Source organism: Kribbella sp. CA-293567, from assembly GCF_027627575.1.
Lineage (GTDB): Bacteria > Actinomycetota > Actinomycetes > Propionibacteriales > Kribbellaceae > Kribbella.
The window spans coordinates 4951439-4970665 of record NZ_CP114065.1 but is presented as its reverse complement, the minus strand read 5'-3'; the positions used below and the strand labels follow the sequence as shown (position 1 = coordinate 4970665).

The following is a 19227-nucleotide window of genomic DNA, read 5'->3' as shown; positions in this document are numbered from 1 at the left end:
CCGGTCGTCGCCGCCGGGAGACCTACTTGACCGCGTCGGTCAGGCGGGTGAACTCGTCGTCGGTCAGTTCGAGCTTCGCCGCGGCGACGTTGTCCTCCAGATGGCCGACCGAGGAGGTGCCGGGGATCGGCAGGATATTGGGGGAGCGCTTGAGCAGCCAGGCCAGCGCGAGCTGGGACGGGCCGGCCTCGTGCTCCTTGGCGATCGCGTCGAGCGGTCCACCGGGTTTGGCGAGCTCGCCGGTGGCCAGCGGGAACCAGGGGATGAAGGCGAGGTTCTGCTGCTCGGCGTACGCCAGGACGTCCTCGTCGTTGCGCTGGCTGAGGTTGTAGAGGTTCTGCACCGAGACGATGGTGGCTGTCTTCGCGGCCTCCTCGATCTCCCCGACGCTGACCTGGGACAGGCCGATGTGCCGGATCTTGCCCTCGCTCTGCAGCGCCGCGAGTTCGCCGACCTGATCGGCGACCGGGACCTCCGGGTCGATCCGGTGCAGCTGCAGCAGGTCGATCCGCTCGAGTCCGAGGTGCCGCAAGCTGAGCTCGACGGCCTGCCGCAGGTACGCCGGGCGGCCGACGGGTGACCAGGCGCCCGGACCCTGCCGGGTGAAACCGGCCTTGGTGGCGATCACCAGGTCATCGGCGTACGGGTGGAGCGCCTTCTTTAGCAGCAGGTCGGCGGTGAACGGGCCGTAGGCGTCGGCGGTGTCGATGAAGTTGACGCCGAGCTCGACAGCGCGCCGAAGCACCCGAACGGCCTCGCCGGGATCGCGCGAGTCGCCCCAGACGCCGGGGCCGGGAAGCTGCATGGTGCCGTACCCGAGCCGGCGTACGGTCAGGTCGCCACCGATCGTGAACTCGCCGGACGCCGCTGCGACTGCTTCGGTCATGATGCTCTCCCTGAGCTGAACTGAAGGACAGCTCAACCTACTGCGCCAGGCGTCTCAGGCAAGGAGCTGGCGCTGCAGAGATTCGCTTACCCACTGCTCGAACTCGGTCTCACTCCACCCGGATTCGTCGACGAGTTCGCGATAGACGCCCGGCGCCGCCAAGGCGCGGTAGACGGCCTGAGCCTGTGCGAGCGGGATCGACAGCTCCTGCTCCATCGATGCGATGATCGCGTCCATCACCTGGTTGCGGCCCGCGAGCTTGGCGCGGAGCAAGGCGCGGGTCTCGGCGCTCTCGTCGGTCGCCGCCTCGAAGATCAGCACGACGTCGAAGCCGGCGGAGTACAGGTTCGTCAACCAGTGTGCGGCCTTGCGCAGTTTGGCCGCGGCGTCGGTCTCCTGCAGTACTTCGCCGGCCAGCTCGCGCGCGCCGGCCTGCTCCAGCCAGCGGTCGCAGATCAGCGACAGGATCTCCCGCTTGGTTCCGAACGCCGAGTAGATGGTCCGGGGCGCGACGCCGGCTTCCTTGGCGATCGCGTCGATACTCGTCGCGCCGTACCCGTGCTCGCCGAACAGTTTGCGAGCTGCCTCGGCGATCCGGACGCGGGTCGCCTCCGCCTGTTCCTGGCGGTAGGTCTTGACGGATTCGGCCATGTGGGCACACTATCAATGCGTTCAGTGCAGTATCACTGCAACGAGTGCAGGATGAGTGCACTCGAAGAGGGGGAATCATGACGGGTTTCGAGGCGCTGGAGCGGATCCTGCACGAGGGATTCGCGACCGGGAACGCGGCGATCGTCGACGAGGTGTGTTCGCCGGACCTGGTCGAGCACCAGTTCGGGCTGGCCGGCCAGGGTGAGCAGGCCCGCGATCAGGTGAAGGCAGCGATCTGCGACGTGTACGCGCTGATGCCCGACGTCGTCTACACGGTGGAGGACTCGGTCGTCTCGGGGGACACGATCTGGCTCCGCGGCCGGGCACGCGGTACGGCGACCGGCGGCTTCTTCGGGCCACCGAGCAACGCGCCGATCGACATCGCGCTGTTCGAGGTGGCCCGGATCGAGAACGGTCTGATCGTCGAGCACTGGGGCTGCCCGGACCGCTTCGCGCTGCTGGCCCAGACAGGTGTCCTGGACCGGCTCGCGAAACAGCCGAGCTGACCCGCGGATCGGGCCGGAGAGAACTAGCCGAGCTTGAGAGTGCTGGCTGCGGTGGCGGCGGCCTCGTCGCCGTACGCCGAAGCGAGGCGCTTCAGGAAGGCCGGGCGGTCGAGGGTGTACTCCTGGGTGCCCACCGTCTCCAGCACGGTGGTCGCCAGGGTGCAGCCGATCTGGGCCGCGGCCTCATGGTCCAGGCCGGTGGCGCGGGCGGTCAGGTAGCCGGCGCGGAAGGCGTCGCCGCCACCGGTCGGGTCGACCAGGCCCGGCGCCGGCACGGCCGGGACCTTCGCCAGGACGCCGCCGGCGTTCTCGATCAGTACGCCGTCACCGCCGTGCGTGGTGACCCGGACACCCACCCGCGACAGGATCTCGTCGTGGCTCCAGCCGGTCTTCTGGACCATCAGGCCGGACTCGTACTCGTTGCTGAACAGGTACTTCGCGCCGTCGACCAGCTCGCGGATCTGCTCGCCGTCCATCCGCGCGAGCTGCTGCGACGGGTCGGCGGCGATGTCGATCCCGTTGGCCTTGGCCAGCGCGGTGTGCCGCAGCATCCCGTCGGGGTCGTCCGCGCCGATCAGCACCAGGTCGATCCCGCCGGCCGCCGCGTGCACCGCGCCGAGGTCGATCTCGCGGGACTCCGCCATCGCGCCGGTGTAGAACGAGGCGATCTGGTTGGCGTCCAGGTCCGTCGTACAGGTGAAGCGCGCGGTGTGCACGTTCTGGCAGATCCGGACGTGGGAGATGTCGACGCCCGCCGCGGTGAGCGCTTCGCCGTACTCCGTGAAGTCGGCACCGACCGAGCCGACCAGCAGCGACGGCTGGCCGAGCTGGGCCATCCCGTAGCAGATGTTGGCGGCCACGCCGCCGCGGTGGACGACCAGTTCGTCGACCAGGAACGACAGGGACACCTTGTGCATCTGCTCTTCGAGGAACTGGTCCTTGAACCGTCCGGGGAAGGTCATCAGGATGTCGGTCGCGATCGATCCGGCAACGGCGATGCGCATGCGGAGGTCTCCTCGGAGGGGTGGGTGTCGGGCGGTCGGACAACCCGTAGAGACTACAGCCGAGACAACGACGACACTTTGCGACGTTCAGAATGGCGGGTTTCGATGGGTAGTCAGGTTCTGGTCACCGACGAGCTGCACGAGTACATGGTCGCGCACGGAATGCCGCTGGACGAGGTCGCGAGTGAGCTGGTCGCCGAGACCCAGGCGCTGGGCGGGGTCTCCGAGATGCTCACCACCGCCGACCAGGCGGCGCTGCTGACCACGCTGACCCGGCTGGTGTCGGCCCGGCGCGCGGTCGAGATCGGCACCTTCACCGGCTTCTCGGCGCTGGCGATCTCCCGCGGCCTCCCCGCCGACGGAGAGCTGATCTGCCTCGACGTGAGCGACGAGTGGACCTCGATCGGCCGCCGCTACTGGGAGCGGGCCGGGGTGGCGGACAGGATCGACCTGCGGATCGGTGACGCGCACGAGTCGGCCGCCAACCTGGAGGGCGAGTTCGACCTGGCCTTCGTCGACGCCGAGAAGCCGGGCTACATCGACTACTTCGAGCAACTGGTACCGCGGATCCGGCCGAACGGGCTGCTGCTGTTCGACAACACGCTGGCCGGCGGCCGGGTGGTCGGCGAGCACGAGGAGGACCCGGTCGACCGCAAGGAGTTCAACGCGCACGTCGCCGCAGACGACCGGGTCGACGTGGTCATGCTCGGGATCGGCGACGGGCTCACCCTGGTTCGGAAGCGGTGACGAAGGCCGCTCCCCGGCCGTCGGTACCGCGTCTGTCCGTGACCGGCCTTCGGCACCTGTACGCCGATCGCCCGGTGATCGAGGACCTCACCTTCACCCTGCGGGCCGGCCGGGCGATCGCCCTGGTCGGCCCGAACGGCGCCGGCAAGACCACGGTGCTCAAGTGCATCGTGGGCTCGGCCCAGCCGGCCGCCGGTGAGATCCTGCTGGACGGCGCGCCGATCGACGAACGCGCCGAGCCGGTACGCCGCGACGTCGCGTCGCTGCTCGACGACCTCGACTTCTTTCCCGACCTGACCGCGGCCGAGCATCTCGACCTGCTCGCGCGCGCCCACGGCAACCCGGAGCCCGAAGACCTGGTCGACACCGTGCTCGACGACGTCGGCCTGCTCGGGGCGGCCGACCAGCTTCCCGGGTCACTGTCGTCCGGGCAGCGGCGGCGGCTCGCGCTGGCCACGGCCCTGGTCCGGCCGCGGAAGCTGCTGGTGCTCGACGAGCCCGAGGCCCGGCTCGACTCCGAAGGCGTCGCCTGGCTCACCACGATGCTGCAGGCGGAGAAGAAGGCCGGGACGTCGATCCTGTTCGCCAGTCACGACGCGGCGCTGGTGGCTGCTGTCGCTGACGAGACCGTCGCGTTGACCCCGCTGCCATGAGGGGTGCGCTGTGAGTCAGGCAGAAGGTCCGGTCGTCTTCGACCGGAAGGACTTCGGCGCGATCCCGTCGTCGGCGTCCTTGCGGAAGTGGATGCGGAAGGTCCGGCGCGGCAAGGCGGACCGCACCCTCGGCCAGCAGTTCGAGGACGTCTACCTGATCATCTTCTCGGTGGCCATGCTCGGCGCCACCGGCGGCAACGTGCTGCTCAACCTCAACGACAAGTCAGCCGCTTGTACGTCGGGCTCGTGCTCCTGGCTGCTCGACACAGTGCCGTACATCCTGGTGCCGCTGCTCGTCTCCACCATGCTGCGCGTGCTGTTGAGCATCGGACCCGTCTCGGCGTCACGCGCGACCGCCTTCTGGCTGTTGGCGACACCGGTGGACCGTGCGGCGCTGCTGCGACCGTCGTACCGGCTGGTGGTTGTGGTGGCGGCCGCTGTCGGCGCACTGGCCGCAGTGATCGGCTGGGCGCTCTTCGGCGCCGCTTGGTCGACTGTCGGCGAGGCGGCCGTGCTGACCACGGTGCTGCTGCTGTTCACGACTTGCGCCACGGTCTGGGCGCAGCAGACGGCGGAACGGTCCCGCTGGGCGCTGCGCATCGCAGACGGGCTGCTGATCGCCGCGGCTGTTCCTGCGCTGCTTCTGGCCTTCCGCCAGCCCGTCGAGCGCTTTACTAATGTGGCGGGTGGATTCGAGGACCCGCACGAGCCAAACTTCCCCGCCGCCAACCTACGGTTGCTGGTAGTTGGGGCATTGGCTCTTGCCGTCGCAGTCGTCCTGGTAGTCCTCACCGGCCGCACCCTCGGCGAACTCAGCCGCCAGACGGCCGTCGCCGGCGGAGACCTCCTGGCCGGCCTCGCAGGCGCCGCGATCACCCTCGACGTCAGCCTGCTCGCCGACGTAGTGGCCGGCCGCCACTGGCGCCTCAAAGGCCGCCTGAAGTCTCGCCGCGGCCGGGGATCCACCGGAGTCGCGATGATCCACCGCGAGTTTCTCCGCATCCTCCGCTGGCCTCGCCGCCTGGTGATCGCCTTCGCGCTGCTCGTCGTCCCGTACGCCGTCGCCGGCACCGGGTACGACGTACTGGTCCCTATCGCTGCAGGTCTGGCCGGCTTCGGCGCCGTGCGTCCGCTGATGGACGGGCTGCGCTCGGTCTGCCGCTCGGCCGGGCTGGTGCGGGCGCTCGGGCTGGACCTCCGCGAGTTGCGGGTCATCATGTCCGTCGTACCGGGTGGATTTGCTGCCTTGTGGGCCACGCTCGCCGAGCCGGCGCTGGGAAGCCCAGCGGTCGCGTTCGCCGTCGCGGCCGGGATGCTGACCGGTGCTGTCCGGCAAGCCTCCGCGCGCCCGCCGACGTACAGCGGACCGCTGGTAGCTTCGCCGATGGGCGCCATCCCACCTGGGCTGTTCTCGACCCCGATCCGCGGCTTCGACCTCCTGCTGCTCTGTCTCGCCCCGGTGCTGCTGGGGCTGGGCACCATCTGGATCGTGACGATCCCCGCGATCATCTGCCTGATCCTCTTCGCGGTCCCCGCCAAACCCCACTGACCTACGCCAGGCGGCTCACTCGCGCGACAACCACTTGCGCTCGATCTCCCGCGGTACGTCGACCTCGCAGTGCCGCGCGAGCAACAGCAACTGGCAGAACACGTCCGCGAACTCCAACCGGAACGCATCGCGGATCTCCGCGTCCGTCCGGCCCTTCGTCCGGGCCCGGCCGGTCACCTGCAGGTAGGCCTGGGTCAGCTCACCGACCTCCTCCTGCAGCTTGAGCAGGAACCAGTCCCCGTCCCGCTCGATCTCCAGGACCTCCGCATAGCGGGCCGACAACTTCTCCACCCGCTCCGACAACGCGCTGATCTCCACCCGCATACCCAACCACCCGGCTCCGACACTCAACGCCCTGCGAGCCCTGACGGTCGCAGGGCGTTGAGTGGAAGGGCCCGACCGACGGGCAGATGCCGGCCGGGACCCCGATCAGGAGGGTGCTACGGGTACTCGTTCCAGGTGGCCTCGTTGTTGGCGGAGTTCGCCGTACCGCCGACGTTGTTGACGACGCGGTTGATCGTTCCGCGTCCGCCGAGCGACACGGTGATCATGTTGTGCAGTTTGACGCCCGGTTTGTTCGGTACCTCGAAGGCCCGTTCGGCCACGATGCTCGCGTCCGACGTGAAGACGCAGTAGCTGCCCAGCCCCCACGCCTCGTGCGTGGTGACCGAGTCAGCCACCTTGTACGCCGCGTAGCCGCGGGTCGAGCCGTTCATCCAGGCAGCCTGGTTCGGCGGGTCGTACGGCATCTCGTTCTGGTAGAAGTACGTCCGGCCGCCGTTGCCGTTCCAGATCGTCTGGTACTTCTGGTAGTGCTCGACGAACAACCCGTACGCCGTCACGTCGTTGCCGTTGACCACCAGTCCGGTCGCCGCGGTGTTCACGTTCCAGCCGACGCCGTCGCGGTGGTCACCGCGCCAGAGCCAGGCGTGGTCGAGGATCACGTTGTTGCTGTTGATCCGCAACGTCTCGGTCGCCTTGCCGACGGCCGAGCCGCCGATCCGGTAGTAGATGTCGTGCAGCGAGGTCGGGTTCGCCGCGTGGTTCGCCGACGAACCGGTCGGGCCGAGCTCCATCAGCAGCGCCGAGTTGGTCGGCGCGGCGTCGATCAGCAGGCCGGCGAGCTTCACTCCGTCGACGTCGGCGACCGAGATCGACGTGGTGCCGTTGGTCGGCATCAGCGTCGCCAGGCCGAGGCCCAGCACCACCGTGTTCGGGCGGGTGATCCGGATCGAGTCGCTGAGCTTGAAGACGCCCGGCGTGAACAGCAGGTTCTTGCCGGCGGCAAGCTGTGCGTTGATCGTCGCCGCCGTGACGCCCGGCTTGGCGATGTAGAACTGGTCGATCGGCAGCGACTCACCGAGCGGGTTGCCGCTCGTCCAGGTCGGTCCGGCGGTGTTCGACCGCAGCGCCGGGACGAACACCTTGTAGTTGCCTGCGGCATCGATGTACAGGTAGGGCTTCTCCCGGATGATCGGGGTCTGCGCGACCTTGGTGTACCCCGGGTCCGGGAAGCCGCCGGCCGGCGCGTTCTGGGAGCCGACGAAGACGTGGTTCCAGTTCTGGCCGGCCCAGCTGCCCCAGTTGGTGTTGCGGGAGAACCACTGCTGCTGGCTGCCCGACCGGACCTGACCGTCGACGAGCGTGTCGGCCATGAAGCCACCGCTGGCCCAGCCGCCGTCGTCCAGGGCGAGGTTCCCCTTCAGGTGCATCCGCCGGTACGCCGATGCCTGGCTGACCGCCCAGCGGTCGAGTCCGCCGGTCGGGTTGACGGTCAGGCCTTCGGCGCCACGCCAGAAGTTGTGGGTCGCGTTCTGCGGCGGGAACCAGTCGGCCTCGACGTGCACGGCGCCGTTGATCGTGACGGCGCCCGGTGTCAGCCCGAGCCCCGCGACCTGGGTGAAGAAGCCGACGTTGGCGTTGACGTTGTAGGTGCCGGGCTTGAACAGCAGCGCGATCCGCTGTTCGCCGTACTGGTTGGTCTCCTGCTGGCTGAAGACCGAGTTGAGCTTGTTCTGGATGGTGCTCTGCGGCATCGACGGGTCGAAGATCGACACGTTCGGGCCGAAGTCGGGCTGACCGGCCGGCGGGTCGGTCGGGGGAGTGCCGTCCACGGGGTTGATCCTGAACGATTGGGCAGCAGTGCCGTTGCAGGTGTACTGCTGCAGTTGGACGCCGTCAGCGGTCGAAGCGGCCGGTACGTCGAGGCACTTGCCGCTGTTGCGGTTGACCAGGCGGTAGGCGCCGTCGGCCTCCTCGATCGGCTGCCACTGCTGGTTGAGCCCGTTGCTGTAGGACCACAGCTGGACCGGGGCGCTGTCGGCGGTGGAGACGTTGGTGACATCGAGCGCCTGGGCCGCGTTGTTGAGCGCGTTGACCCGGACGTAGCCGTTGGTGGTCGGCTGGAACTGCCACTGCTGAGCGTTGCTGCTGTTGCACGTCTGCTGCTGCACGGCGGTCCCGTCGGCGGTCGCGGCAGCGCGGGCATCGACACACTTGCCGCTGTTCTTGCTGACCACGGTGTTCCAGCCGGTCGGCGAGATCGCCGCGCTGGCCGCGGGGGAGGAGGCAACGGTCAGTCCTGTCGCGACCACCGCGGCCACCAGGGCCGCGGCGATCGCCACGAACCGGCGCGATCGCGGCGGCGGCGGGCGGAGTGGGGCGTCTCCTGGAGTCATCGACTCTCCTGATGAAGTTTTGAAGGGGGCGGAATGCGCATTCAAAGCCGCGCAGCCTAAGGAAAGCTAACTTCGCTGCTTAATTCAAGAGTCAGATGAAGGAGGAGAAGGTTTCGGAACCGCTTCCGGGACGCCGGGATGCCGACGTCGCAGCAGCCGGAAGACTTTAGGCCCCGACTCCGTCAAGCGACCACCACCCGCCCAAGCCGGTCGCGCGTGGGCGGGGCAGACGCTGTACCGAGAGGGTTGCCGAGACCAAGAGACGGATGTTGGGCGCCGTGATGCGGGTGCCGAGACCTCCAGGCGGATGCCGGCACAGTGAGGCTGGCTCACGCGCCGCATCCCCACCAGCAAGATGACCTGGTGGTGGGGACCCCGGGCGGTGTGCCGATCTGCACCGCCGAGGCGGACGTTGAGACCGCGAGGCGGGCGACACGGCGAGGCGGGCGACACGGCGAGGCGGGCGACACGGCGAGGCGGACAACACCGCGAGCGGACGACACCGCGAGGCGGACGGTGACGTCGCGACGCGGACGTCGGGACGGCGACGCCAAGTCGCACGGCGACACCAGGTTCGGCCCGGCGGTGCCAAGTCGGCACGGCGACACCAGGTTCGGCACGGCGGCGCCAAGTCGGCACGGCGACGCCAGGTCGGCACGGCGGCGCCAGGTCGGGACGGCGGCGCCAGGTCGGCACGGCGGCGCCAGCCTCGGCGTTGTCGTCTGCACTGCGCGCTGGTCCTCGGCGATGGAGCCGCCGTTGTGGTCAGCGGTTGGAGCTGAGGTTTTGGCTAGCTCTCCGGCTTGGGCTCGGTGGGCTCTTCCGGCGGGAGCGGCGGGAACGGGTCGAGCGGGACGTCGGGGTCCAGGGGGCCGGTGGGATCGCCGGGCTCTGTGGGGTCACCCGGCTCCATCGGGTCGTTCGGGTCGGTCGGATCGCCTGGGTCGGTCGGGTCCGTGGGATCGCCCGGATCCGTCGGGTCGACCGGATCGGTCGGATCGGTCGGGTCGGTGGGATCGGTCGGGTCCGTCGGATCGGTGGGATCAGTGGGGTCCGTCGGGTCCGTCGGCTGGTTCGGGTCCGTGTTCGGCCTCGGCTGGGTTGCCCAGACGGCAGCGGCGGCGCGGGCCGCGTCGGCTGCGTCGGTCTGGCGCTCGAAGTTCTTCAGGTCGGTGGTGTAGGCCTTCGCGACCTGTTCGACCTGACGGGCCAGTTGCCGGTGCACCCACACGGCGTACGCCTGGGTGCGGGCTTCGATGAAGTTCTTCAGTTCCTGCATCTGGGCGGGAGTCATGTCGTCCTCCGGTGAGCTGTTCGGGGTGAAGTCGCCGCGGGCGATCGCGGCGCGGGCGGCCGGTCCTGGGCAGTCGGTTCCGTCGGGGCGTACGGCGGAGTGCGGCCGGATCGCCGTACCGCGGGGGAAAGCGCGGCGGAAGTCGGTGACGACTCCACGGACCGTCGCCTTCATCGCGCTCGACGGCTGCTCGCCGGTGACCAGCACCAGCAGGATCGCGCCGTACTGCTGGTTCACGGTGAGGTTGCCGTTGGCCCCCGACTGGGTGCGGAGACCACGCAGGGTCCAGGCGCGGCCGGCCTGGTCGACGGCGATCTGGTACGCGATATCGGACCAGCCGCGGTCGTCCATGTGGAAGGCCTGCCAGCCACGCAACGCGGACGCGACCGCTGTCCTGCTGTGAATGGGGCGGGTGGATCCGGTACCGGGCCAGTGCACCGCGACGCCACGCACCCGCGAGGCGACGAGTTGACCGGGCCCGGAGCTCGGCGGGCGGGCACCCCACGCCGAACGTGGGAGGTAGTCGACCATCGGGGACTCCTTAAGACAGCTGGCAGCGCGAGTCCCACCCCTCCGGCGACAGGGAGTGGCGGTTCCCCTACTTTCGGTGAAATCCACCGTACTCCGCGTTTCAACCGAACGCACCCGATCCCCGCGAAGCCCTCAGGAACCTACCCACCCAGCACCCTTCCAGTCGAGCTGTATTGCGTCTTCGCATCACCCCACCGCGACCGACCGTCAACTGCCAGTCAGCAGCGGGAGCAGTTGGTCGCCGACCCGGATGATCTCTTCGCGGTACGGGGTGTCGCTGAGAATGAAGTGCGTGATGCCGAGGTCCTGGTACTTGCGGAGCGCCTTGGCGACGTCCTGGGCGGAGCCGACCAGCCAGGTGGTGCCGGCGCCGCCTCCGCCGTACTTACCCGGCGCGGTGTAGAGGATGTCATCCAGTACGTCGCCGCGCCCGGCCAGCTCCAGCAGGCGCTGCTGGCCGACCGCCTTGAAGCGGCGCTCGTCGCGATACGTGGTGGACTCGGCCATCGTGGCGACTCTCGCCTCTGCGTCGGCCCACGCCTCCTCGGTGGTGTCGCGGACCAGTGTGGTGATCCGCAGCCCGAACTCGAGCGGCGCGTGCTCACGCCCCAGTTCGGCGGTCAGGCTCTTCAGCCGGTCGATGCGCTCGGCGATACCGTCGAGCGGCTCACCCCAGAAAAGCTGCACATCGGCGTCGGTCGCAGCAACCCGCTCGGCGGCAGGCGACGCGCCACCGAAGTACAGGCGCGGGTGTGGTCGCCCTTCCCGGGCGACCGGCCTGGTGGCGACCGTCGACCCAGTCACGCTGAAGTGCTCGCCGGTGAAGGTGACATCCTCCTCGGTCCACAACCGCCGTACGAGCTGCAGGAACTCCTTGGTCCGCCCGTACCGCTGCGCTTGCTCGCCTTCGCTGTCCCCGTACGCCGCCAGGTTGTCCTGCCCCGACACGATGTTGACCAGCAGCCGCCCGCCCGACAACTGATCCAGCGTCGTCGACGCCGACGCGAAGTGTGCCGGGTGCCAGTACCCGGGCCGGATCGCCACCAACGGCTGGAACGTGGTCGTCCGCGCCGCGAGAGCCGTCGCGACCGTGAAGGTGTCGGGCCGGCCCCATCCTGTCCCGAGCAGCGCACCACCCCACCCGTGATTCTCCGTCAGTCGCGCCAACTCGGTCAGACGCCCGAGGCTGTTGTGCCCGGCCCCGGTGTCGTCACCACGATGACCGGGCTCGATCTGATTGGGGATGTACCAGAGAAGCTCAGGACTCATGAAAAGAAGTCTATTCCGACGAACTTACTGCACTTAGGCCGTCTCAGCCGGCAGACAGGGGAACGTCAACCGGAAGCGGGCGCCGTTACCCACGGACGTTTCCAGCTCGATCTCGCCGTGATGGGCCTGAGTCAGCGAGCGAGCGATGGCCAGTCCGAGGCCCGCGTTGGCTCCACCCGAGCGGTCCCGGGAGCGGTCGGCCCGGTAGAAGCGATCGAAGGCTCGTCCGGCCAGCTCGGCGGTCATCCCCGGTCCCGCGTCGGCGATCTCCAGGATCGCCCGATCTCCGATCGTGCCGACGCCGATGCGGACCGCGGTACCGGGCGGAGTGTGGGCCACGGCGTTGCCCACCAGGTTGGTGACGACCTGGCGCAGGCGGGCCTCGTCGCCGTTCATGGGGGCCGGTCCGGGTGGGCCGCCGCCGGGACCGGTGAGTTCGACCGGTCGGGAGGGGTCGAGAGCGCGCAGGTCGTGGCGGGCGTCGTTGGCGAGGGTGCGCAGATCCAGGGGAGCCGGGTCGAGCTGTCCGCCGGGCGCCTCGTCGAGCTGGGCGAGGAGCAGGAGGTCCTCGGTCAGGATGGCGAGCCGGCTGGCTTCTCGGTCGATCCGTTGCATCGTGGCGTCGACGTCGGCACGGTGAGGCAAGGCGCCCATCCGGTACAGCTCGGTGGAACCCTTGATGCCGAACAGCGGGGTTCGCAGTTCGTGGCTGACGTCGGAGACGAACGTCCGCATCCGCGCCTCGGACGCGGCCCGGTCGGCGAAGGCGCGTTCCAGTTGACCCAGCATCGTGTTCAGCGAGATCGACAGGCGGCCGATCTCCGTCGTGGGCGCGGCCAGTTCGGGCACCCGGCGGGACAGGTCGCCGGCCGCGATGGCCGCGGCCGTGTGTTCGATCCGGCGCAGCGGCCGCAGCCCGCCGTTGACGGCGAACCAACCGGCGACCGTGAGTACTACGAGCAGCGCCGCGCCGGCGACCAGGCTGCTGGTCCGGACCCGGGCGACAGTGGCATCCGCCTCGGCGAACGAGCCAGCCACCACGAGAAGCCCGCCTTGCCCGGGACGCTCCAGGGCGACGGCACGCCACGAGCCGTCAGCTGTCGGGATCGAGACCACCGGCCCGTTCGGTTGAACACGCCGCAGGCGTTCCAGCCCGGGCAGTTGATCGGTCGGGATCCTGGGGGAGTGCACCTCCGAGGTCACGTTTCCCTGTGGATCGAGGAAGACGAAGTACGGACTGCCGAACAGCTCGAGGCCCAGGGCGAGGCGCTGGGCATCCAGCTCGCCCGGCCGGGGATCGGCGGAGATCGGGGAGAGCCGGAGGAGCTCCCCGACGGAACGCAACTCCGAGTCCATTCGCTGCTGCAGATGGGTCTGCAGCAGCGTCGCGACGATCACGCTGCCGGCGCCGAGCCCGGCCAGCAGCAGGGCGAGGGTGATCAGCAACAGCCGCACGCGCAGCGACAGCCGCTTCATCGACGTGGCTCACGCATCACATAGCCGACGCCATGCACGGTGTGGATGAGCTTGGGCTCCGTGGTGTCGACCTTCCGGCGCAGATAGGAGATGTAGGTGTCGACGATGCTGGCGTCGCCGCCGAAGTCGTAGGCCCACACCCGTTCGAGGATCTGGGCCTTGGAGACGACTTGACCGGTGTTCCGCATCAGGTAGCGCAGAAGACGGAACTCGGTGGCCGACAGCCGTACTGGCAGGCCTGCCCGGGTCACCTGGTGCCCGTCCGTGTCGAGCTCGAGGTCGCCTATCGTCAGCAGGCCGGTCGTCGAACCCGAGGTACGGCGCAGGATCGCGCGGATCCGGGCGATCAGTTCCTCCAGGTCGAAGGGCTTGGTGACGTAGTCGTCGGCACCGAGCGACAGCCCGGTGACCTTGTCGGCCTGTTGGTCGCGAGCGGTGAGGAAGAGGACCGGCACCGGGCCGGTGCCGCCGAGGCGTTGCTCGCGGAGTTGCCGGACGACTTCGAATCCGTCCACATCGGGCAGCATCACGTCGAGCAACACCAGGTCGGGTGGCTCCCGGGTCGCCGCGGCGACGGCTTCGGCACCGGTCGCCGCCGACGTCACGGCGAATCCGGCGAAGCGCAGCGTCGCGGACAGGAGTTCCCGCACGGTGTCCTCGTCGTCCACCACCAGCAGGCGCTCGGTCATGGGCTGTCCTGCCGCTTCCCCGTGGTCATACCAGCCACGATACGGACGGGTGCTCGTCGATCACGGCCGTCAGACCTCACGCCGCCGGAACGCGACGAAGGCCACCGTCAGCACGACCGCTGTCCCGAGAGTCATACCGCCGAGATTCTGCCAGGCGTCGGGGTACTCCGCCGTGGGATGGAGATTCCGCACCTCGGGGCCGCCGAGCGAAGGCCAGTACTGGAAAGCCTTCTGTGCCCAGGAGGGGAGAGTGGAACCGAACGCGGGCACCAGTAGCGTGACGCCGACGATGACGGCCAGCCCACCCGCCGTAGCCCGGGTCAGGGTCCCCAACGCCACCGCCAGGAGGCCGATCGCGGCCAGGTAGAGCCCAGTACCGGTCACCGCCACCAGCACACCGGGGTCGCCCAGCGACGCCTGAGGCACTTCGCCGGAGCGCCCGATCATCGCCTGTCCGGCGAGGAAGGCCAGGAAGGTGGTCAGCTGCCCGGCCACCAGCGCGACCCCGGCGAACACCAGAGTCTTTGCCGCCAGCAACGTTCCTCGCCGGGGCATCGCGGCCAGCGACGTACGGATCATGCCGGTGGCGTACTCGGAGGTGACCACGAGGATGCCGAGCACGCTGATGCACAACTGGCCGAGGAAGAAGCTGTTCAGCGACAGGGCGGTCGGGTCCCAGGTCAGCCGCTCCGCGGGACTGAGTTCGCCGTACTGCGCGCCGGCGCTGCTGCCGACCAGAAGGCTGACTCCGGTGCTGAGCACCACCATGGCCAGCAGTGCCCACCAGGTCGAGCGCAGACTGCGGAACTTGGTCCACTCCGAACGGAGGAGGTCGGAGAAGTGCACGCTGGTCCGGGTGGTAGTCATGCTGCTGCTCCCTCGTACTCGACGCTGTCCCGGGTCAGCTCCATGAAGACTTCTTCCAGCGAAGGCGCCTGCGGGGTCAGTTCGAGGAGCGCGATGCCATGGAAGAAGGCCAGCTTCCCGATCTCGGCGGGGCCCAGACCGGACACGACGAGCGATCGCTCGACACCTCGCCGTACTGCGCCGCCTGCGGTGGTGAGGTGGCGCGCCAGTTCGTCGCCGTGTTCCCCCCGGACGAGCACGGTGCCCTCGCCCCTCGAGCGGGTGAACTCGCTCATGCTGGTGTCGGCGATGAGCCTGCCCCGGCCGATGACGACCAGCTGGTCGGCGGTGAGCGCCATCTCGCTCATCAGGTGGCTCGAGCACAACACCGAGCGCCCCTCGGCGGCCAGCTCCCGCATGAAGTCCCGGATCCACCGGATCCCCTCCGGGTCGAGCCCGTTCACCGGCTCGTCGAAGATGAGGACCTGCGGGTCGCCCAGCAGCGCGGCCGCGATACCGAGTCGCTGACGCATGCCGAGCGAGAAGTCCCCTGCTCGCCGGCGGGCCACCTTCTCCAGTCCCACCATCCCCAGTACCTCGGCCACTCGCCTGCGCCCGATGCCGTTGCTCTGCGCGATGGCGAGCAGGTGATCTTCGGCCCGCCGCCCGGGGTGCAGCGCTCCGGCGTCGAGCAACGCGCCCACCTCGGTCAGCGGTACCGGCAGCCGGCCGTACTCCGAACCGCCCACCCGCACCGAACCGTGGGTGGGCGTGGCCAGACCCAGGATCATCCGCATCGTCGTCGACTTCCCGGCACCGTTGGGCCCGAGGAAGCCGGTCACCCGGCCCGGCTCCACGGTGAACGACAAGTCGTCCACCACCAGCTCGGACCCGTACCGCTTGGTCAGTTCGCGTACTTCGATCGTCGTCATGCCCGAAGCCTGTCCGGCCGAGCTGACCGGCTTCTGAGAACTCCTGGGAGAACTCTGTGAGCCGGCGCCTCAGCTGCGGCGCGGGCGGTCGCAGTACTCAGGGAACTCTTGGAAGCGGTCTCAGTGGCTGGGGCCACGGGAGGGGGAACGCACGACAAGGGCCGCTAACCATTGTGGTGGTTAGCGGCCCTTGTCTATTTAGAACGTGGGCCTACACGTCGTAGTACAGCTCGAACTCGTGCGGGTGCGGGCGGAGCTGGATCGGGAGGATCTCGTTCTCGCGCTTGAACTCGATCCAGGTCTCGATCAGGTCCGAGGTGAAGACGCCGCCTTCGAGCAGGAAGTCGTGGTCGGCTTCCAGGGCGTCGATCACGGCCGAGAGCGAGGTGGGGACCTGCTGGACCGAGGCGTGCTCCTCGGGGGGCAGCTCGTACAGGTCCTTGTCGATCGGGTCCGCGGGCTCGATCTTGTTGCGGATGCCGTCGATGCCGGCCAGCAGCTGGGCCGCGAAGGCCAGGTACGGGTTGGCGGACGGGTCGGGGCAGCGGAACTCGACGCGCTTGGCCTTGGGGTTGGAGCCGGTGATCGGGATCCGGATGCAGGCCGAACGGTTGCGGGACGAGTAGACCAGGTTGACCGGCGCCTCGTAGCCCGGGACCAGGCGGTGGTAGGAGTTCACCGTCGGGTTGGTGAAGGCGAGCAGCGACGGGGCGTGCTTGAGCAGGCCGCCGATGTACCAGCGGGCCACGTCCGACAGGCCGCCGTAGCCGGACTCGTCGTAGAACAGCGGCTGGCCGCCGCTCCACAGCGACTGGTGGCAGTGCATGCCCGAGCCGTTGTCACCGAAGATCGGCTTCGGCATGAAGGTCGCGGTCTTGCCGGCCTCCCAGGCGGTGTTCTTGATGATGTACTTGAACTTCATCGCGTCGTCGGCCGCGGTCAGCAGCGTGTCGAAGCGGTAGTTGATCTCGGCCTGGCCGGCGGTGCCGACCTCGTGGTGCGCGCGCTCGACGATCAGGCCGCTGGCCTCGAGGTGCTTGGTCATGTCGTTGCGCAGGTCAGCGAAGTGGTCGACCGGCGGCGCGGGGAAGTAGCCACCCTTGTAGCGGACCTTGTAGCCGCGGTTACCGCCCTCTTCGACCCGGCCGGTGTTCCAGGCGCCGGCGACGGAGTCGATGTGGTAGTAGCTCTCGTTCTGCTTCGTCTCGAACCGCACGTCGTCGAAGACGTAGAACTCGGCCTCCGGCGCGAAGAACGCGGTGTCGGCGATGCCGGTCGACTTCAGGTACTCCTGCGCCTTGCGCGCGATGTTGCGCGGGTCACGGGAGTAGGCCTCGCCGGTCAGCGGGTCGTGCACGAAGAAGTTGACGATCAGCGTCTTGTCCGGGCGGAACGGGTCCAGGTACGCCGTGGTCGGGTCGGGCAGCAACGACATGTCCGACTCGTGGATCTGCTGGAAGCCCCGGATCGACGAACCGTCGAACTGGAGACCGTCCTCGAAGACCTCCGGACCGAACGATCCGACCGGGACGGTGAAGTGCTGCATGGTGCCCGGCAGGTCACAGAACCGGACATCGATGAATACGACACCCTCGTCCTTGACGTAGGTGAGCAGCTCTTCAGCGCTGGAAAACATACAGACTCCTCGGGGTGGCTCAGAGATTGTTCTGAACGTAGGCCCTGCCGATTACTCGGCCGTGACCCCAGTGTTTCGCGGATGTTACGCCCAGCGTGTCCGCGCTGACCCACTGGTTTCGGCGGGCAGGGGAGTGAGATCCCGCACCGCCTCGGTAGCCTCGTCATCATGGCATCATCTGCGCGATCCGGGGCAGGACCCACCGACGAGTACCGATATCCGGGCAACCGGCTCGGGCTGCCCGAGGAGGGTCCCGGGTCGGTCGCGGGCTGGGGCCGCCGGCTGGCGGCGCTGTTCGTCGACTGGCTGGTGGCCGGGCTGATCGCCTCGGCCGTGGTCGGCAAGCCGATCTGGGCCGGAGGCAACGACTTCAACACCGCCCAGCTGGTGATCTTCTTCGCCATGTCGGCGATCCTGACCGGTCTGGCGGGCGCGACCATCGGCCACCGGCTGCTCGGGCTGCGGGTGATCCGTTCGCAGCCCGGTGGCACCGGATATGCCGCGCAGGTAGGGCTTCTGGGCGGAGCGATCCGTACTTTCCTGATCTGCCTGGTGCTGCCGGCCATCATCTTCGACAAGGAGCACCGGGGCCTGCACGACCTCGCGGCGAAGACGATCGTCGTACGCCGCTAGCTCAGCACCCACTCGTCGTCGGCCAGGATCGTCACGTCACCTTCCGGAGTTCTGCCGGTGACGGTCAGTCCTTCGCCCCCGACGACCACGTCGGTGTGCACGCTCGCCGTGTTGAGCCCGGCGGCGTACCGCTCGTCGGCACTCAGTCCCACTCCGCCCTCGATCGCGAAGGGAAAGCTCTGGCCCCAGGCGACGTGGCAACCGGCGTTCTCGTCGAACAACGTGTTGTGAAACACAGTGTTCGCCTGTGCGATCCGAGACTCGCGGTCGACCAGGGCGACCTCACCCAGGCTCCGTGAACCCTCGTCGGTGTCGAGTTCGGCTCGCGCGACGTCGGCTCCGCTGTCGGCCGAGACCTCGGTGATCCGGCCGCCGGCGAAGGTCAACCGCAGTCCCTCGACCAGTTGGCCGGCGATGACGACCGGCCTGGTCACCCGCAGTACGCCGTCAGCTCGCCGCCGGTCCGGACTCGTGAACACCTCTTCGGTCGGGATGTTCGGCATCGACGTGATCCCGGCGCCGTCGGTGACGGAGCCGCCGGTCCAGCGGCACCCTGGAATCAGGCCGACGGTCAGGTCGGTGCCGTCACCGGAGTAGGTGAGTTCGCTGATCTTCAAAGCGTCGAGAGCAGCGGCCCGGGCTGCCAGCGTCGCGGCCCGCTCGCGCCAGGCTGCGACCGGATCGGCCTCGTCCAGCCGCATCGCCTGGCCGACCGCCGCCCAAAGCCGCTCGAGGTCGGGCTCGCCGTAGACCTGCCGAGCCCAGCCCGCGCTGGGGGCCGCGACGACGGTCCAGCGCCACTGGTTGGTCATCGCCGCCTGCCGCCTGGCGGCCGACTCGCCCTTGCGGACCGCGGTCAGCTTCGCCGCCTCGATGCCCGCGAAGAGGTGCGGGTCCGGCGTACCGGTCAGCGTGATGGCCGCGATCCCGGCCTCGACCCACTCGCGGGTGCGCTGCAATGCCCACGGGCGATCCTCGCTCAGCGTCTCTGTCGTCGCGTGGGTCAGCTCGGAACGCCGGACGGGTCCGTCGGTCCACAGCACCTCGACCCAGCCGGCGCCGGCCACGTACGCCTGCTCGACCACTGCCCGGGCGATCTCGGCCTGGGCCAGGTCCGCGTTGATCACCACCCCCTGGCCGGGCTGGACGTTCACGCCCACCCGGACCACCAGATCGGCGAACCGGGTGAGCAGGTCGGTACCGCGGGTTCCGTCACTCATGGACCCCATCCCACCAGACCTCGGGGC

The 19227-nt window shown here is 69.0% G+C and carries 18 protein-coding genes; 5 read left to right on the top strand and 13 right to left on the bottom strand.

What is annotated here, in order from left to right:
• Positions 1-22: 22 nt before the first annotated feature.
• Together OX958_RS22695 and OX958_RS22690 are read right to left on the bottom strand one after the other, a co-directional pair.
• Complete coding sequence (locus OX958_RS22695) at positions 23-886, bottom strand: aldo/keto reductase (protein ID WP_270131200.1); 864 nt, start codon at positions 884-886, stop codon at positions 23-25.
• 54 nt (positions 887-940) lie between these two features.
• Positions 941-1537 (bottom strand): TetR/AcrR family transcriptional regulator, encoded by a 597-nt coding sequence (locus tag OX958_RS22690; RefSeq protein WP_270131199.1) that lies wholly within the window; start codon positions 1535-1537, stop codon positions 941-943.
• A gap of 77 nt (positions 1538-1614) precedes the next feature.
• Here OX958_RS22690 and OX958_RS22685 point away from each other — a divergent pair, with 77 nt between their 5' ends.
• On the top strand, positions 1615-2043 hold the full coding sequence (locus OX958_RS22685) for an ester cyclase (protein WP_270131198.1): 429 nt from the start codon (positions 1615-1617) through the stop codon (positions 2041-2043).
• Positions 2044-2066: 23 nt separating this feature from the next.
• Here the strand turns inward: OX958_RS22685 and OX958_RS22680 are convergent, their stop codons facing one another.
• The gene (locus OX958_RS22680) at positions 2067-3047 is read right to left on the bottom strand and encodes a carbohydrate kinase family protein (RefSeq protein WP_270131197.1); all 981 of its coding nucleotides are present in this window, start codon (positions 3045-3047) and stop codon (positions 2067-2069) included.
• Between the two features lie 105 nt (positions 3048-3152).
• Between OX958_RS22680 and OX958_RS22675 the strand changes: the two genes are divergently transcribed.
• Genes OX958_RS22675 through OX958_RS22665 form a run of 3 tightly spaced genes read left to right on the top strand, consistent with a single transcriptional unit; the run spans position 3153 to position 5996 of the window.
• Positions 3153-3794 (top strand): O-methyltransferase, encoded by a 642-nt coding sequence (locus tag OX958_RS22675; protein ID WP_270131196.1) that lies wholly within the window; start codon positions 3153-3155, stop codon positions 3792-3794.
• A complete protein-coding gene (locus tag OX958_RS22670) occupies positions 3791-4447 on the top strand; it encodes an ABC transporter ATP-binding protein (protein ID WP_442913218.1) in 657 nt (218 codons plus the stop codon). Before OX958_RS22675 ends, OX958_RS22670 begins: the two co-directional genes overlap by 4 nt.
• 10 nt (positions 4448-4457) lie before the next feature.
• The gene (locus tag OX958_RS22665) at positions 4458-5996 is read left to right on the top strand and encodes a DUF6297 family protein (RefSeq protein ID WP_270131194.1); all 1539 of its coding nucleotides are present in this window, start codon (positions 4458-4460) and stop codon (positions 5994-5996) included.
• 15 nt (positions 5997-6011) lie between these two features.
• Here OX958_RS22665 and OX958_RS22660 read toward each other — a convergent pair whose 3' ends face one another.
• From OX958_RS22660 to glnA, 9 genes are all read right to left on the bottom strand, one after another.
• Positions 6012-6320 carry a pyrophosphatase gene (locus tag OX958_RS22660; RefSeq protein ID WP_270131193.1) on the bottom strand — a complete coding sequence of 103 codons (309 nt, stop codon included), beginning with the start codon at positions 6318-6320 and terminating at the stop codon, positions 6012-6014.
• 116 nt (positions 6321-6436) lie between these two features.
• Positions 6437-8674 (bottom strand): RICIN domain-containing protein, encoded by a 2238-nt coding sequence (locus OX958_RS22655; RefSeq protein WP_270131192.1) that lies wholly within the window; start codon positions 8672-8674, stop codon positions 6437-6439.
• A 790-nt stretch (positions 8675-9464) separates the two neighbouring features.
• On the bottom strand, positions 9465-10499 hold the full coding sequence (locus OX958_RS22650; RefSeq protein ID WP_270131191.1) for a peptidoglycan recognition protein family protein: 1035 nt from the start codon (positions 10497-10499) through the stop codon (positions 9465-9467).
• Between the two features lie 207 nt (positions 10500-10706).
• A complete protein-coding gene (locus OX958_RS22645) occupies positions 10707-11768 on the bottom strand; it encodes an LLM class flavin-dependent oxidoreductase (protein WP_270131190.1) in 1062 nt (353 codons plus the stop codon).
• Between the two features lie 33 nt (positions 11769-11801).
• A complete protein-coding gene (locus OX958_RS22640; RefSeq protein ID WP_270131189.1) occupies positions 11802-13244 on the bottom strand; it encodes a sensor histidine kinase in 1443 nt (480 codons plus the stop codon).
• Positions 13241-13933 carry a response regulator transcription factor gene (locus OX958_RS22635; protein WP_270131188.1) on the bottom strand — a complete coding sequence of 231 codons (693 nt, stop codon included), beginning with the start codon at positions 13931-13933 and terminating at the stop codon, positions 13241-13243. The genes OX958_RS22640 and OX958_RS22635 overlap by 4 nt, the downstream gene beginning before the upstream one ends.
• 69 nt (positions 13934-14002) lie before the next feature.
• Positions 14003-14800 (bottom strand): ABC transporter permease, encoded by a 798-nt coding sequence (locus tag OX958_RS22630; RefSeq protein ID WP_270131187.1) that lies wholly within the window; start codon positions 14798-14800, stop codon positions 14003-14005.
• Complete coding sequence (locus OX958_RS22625; protein ID WP_270131186.1) at positions 14797-15711, bottom strand: ATP-binding cassette domain-containing protein; 915 nt, start codon at positions 15709-15711, stop codon at positions 14797-14799. The genes OX958_RS22630 and OX958_RS22625 overlap by 4 nt, the downstream gene beginning before the upstream one ends.
• Before the next feature lie 211 nt (positions 15712-15922).
• A complete protein-coding gene (gene glnA / locus OX958_RS22620) occupies positions 15923-17347 on the bottom strand; it encodes a type I glutamate--ammonia ligase (protein WP_270131185.1) in 1425 nt (474 codons plus the stop codon).
• 168 nt (positions 17348-17515) lie between these two features.
• Between glnA and OX958_RS22615 the strand changes: the two genes are divergently transcribed.
• Complete coding sequence (locus tag OX958_RS22615) at positions 17516-17980, top strand: RDD family protein (protein ID WP_270131184.1); 465 nt, start codon at positions 17516-17518, stop codon at positions 17978-17980.
• Here the strand turns inward: OX958_RS22615 and OX958_RS22610 are convergent.
• Complete coding sequence (locus OX958_RS22610) at positions 17977-19200, bottom strand: aminopeptidase (RefSeq protein WP_270131183.1); 1224 nt, start codon at positions 19198-19200, stop codon at positions 17977-17979. The two genes, OX958_RS22615 and OX958_RS22610, sit on opposite strands and share 4 nt — an antisense overlap.
• Positions 19201-19227 lie beyond the last annotated feature (27 nt).

Coding starts and splice junctions, on each gene's coding strand:
- OX958_RS22650 (WP_270131191.1), bottom strand. CDS start 10,499: ATGGTCGACTACCTCCCACGTTCGGCGTGGGGTGCCCGCCCGCCGAGC.
- OX958_RS22695 (WP_270131200.1), bottom strand. CDS start 886: ATGACCGAAGCAGTCGCAGCGGCGTCCGGCGAGTTCACGATCGGTGGC.
- OX958_RS22680 (WP_270131197.1), bottom strand. CDS start 3,047: ATGCGCATCGCCGTTGCCGGATCGATCGCGACCGACATCCTGATGACC.
- OX958_RS22615 (WP_270131184.1), top strand. CDS start 17,516: ATGGCATCATCTGCGCGATCCGGGGCAGGACCCACCGACGAGTACCGA.
- OX958_RS22690 (WP_270131199.1), bottom strand. CDS start 1,537: ATGGCCGAATCCGTCAAGACCTACCGCCAGGAACAGGCGGAGGCGACC.
- OX958_RS22645 (WP_270131190.1), bottom strand. CDS start 11,768: ATGAGTCCTGAGCTTCTCTGGTACATCCCCAATCAGATCGAGCCCGGT.
- OX958_RS22675 (WP_270131196.1), top strand. CDS start 3,153: ATGGGTAGTCAGGTTCTGGTCACCGACGAGCTGCACGAGTACATGGTC.
- OX958_RS22660 (WP_270131193.1), bottom strand. CDS start 6,320: ATGCGGGTGGAGATCAGCGCGTTGTCGGAGCGGGTGGAGAAGTTGTCG.
- glnA (WP_270131185.1), bottom strand. CDS start 17,347: ATGTTTTCCAGCGCTGAAGAGCTGCTCACCTACGTCAAGGACGAGGGT.
- OX958_RS22655 (WP_270131192.1), bottom strand. CDS start 8,674: ATGACTCCAGGAGACGCCCCACTCCGCCCGCCGCCGCCGCGATCGCGC.
- OX958_RS22685 (WP_270131198.1), top strand. CDS start 1,615: ATGACGGGTTTCGAGGCGCTGGAGCGGATCCTGCACGAGGGATTCGCG.
- OX958_RS22630 (WP_270131187.1), bottom strand. CDS start 14,800: ATGACTACCACCCGGACCAGCGTGCACTTCTCCGACCTCCTCCGTTCG.
- OX958_RS22625 (WP_270131186.1), bottom strand. CDS start 15,711: ATGACGACGATCGAAGTACGCGAACTGACCAAGCGGTACGGGTCCGAG.
- OX958_RS22640 (WP_270131189.1), bottom strand. CDS start 13,244: ATGAAGCGGCTGTCGCTGCGCGTGCGGCTGTTGCTGATCACCCTCGCC.
- OX958_RS22610 (WP_270131183.1), bottom strand. CDS start 19,200: ATGAGTGACGGAACCCGCGGTACCGACCTGCTCACCCGGTTCGCCGAT.
- OX958_RS22635 (WP_270131188.1), bottom strand. CDS start 13,933: ATGACCGAGCGCCTGCTGGTGGTGGACGACGAGGACACCGTGCGGGAA.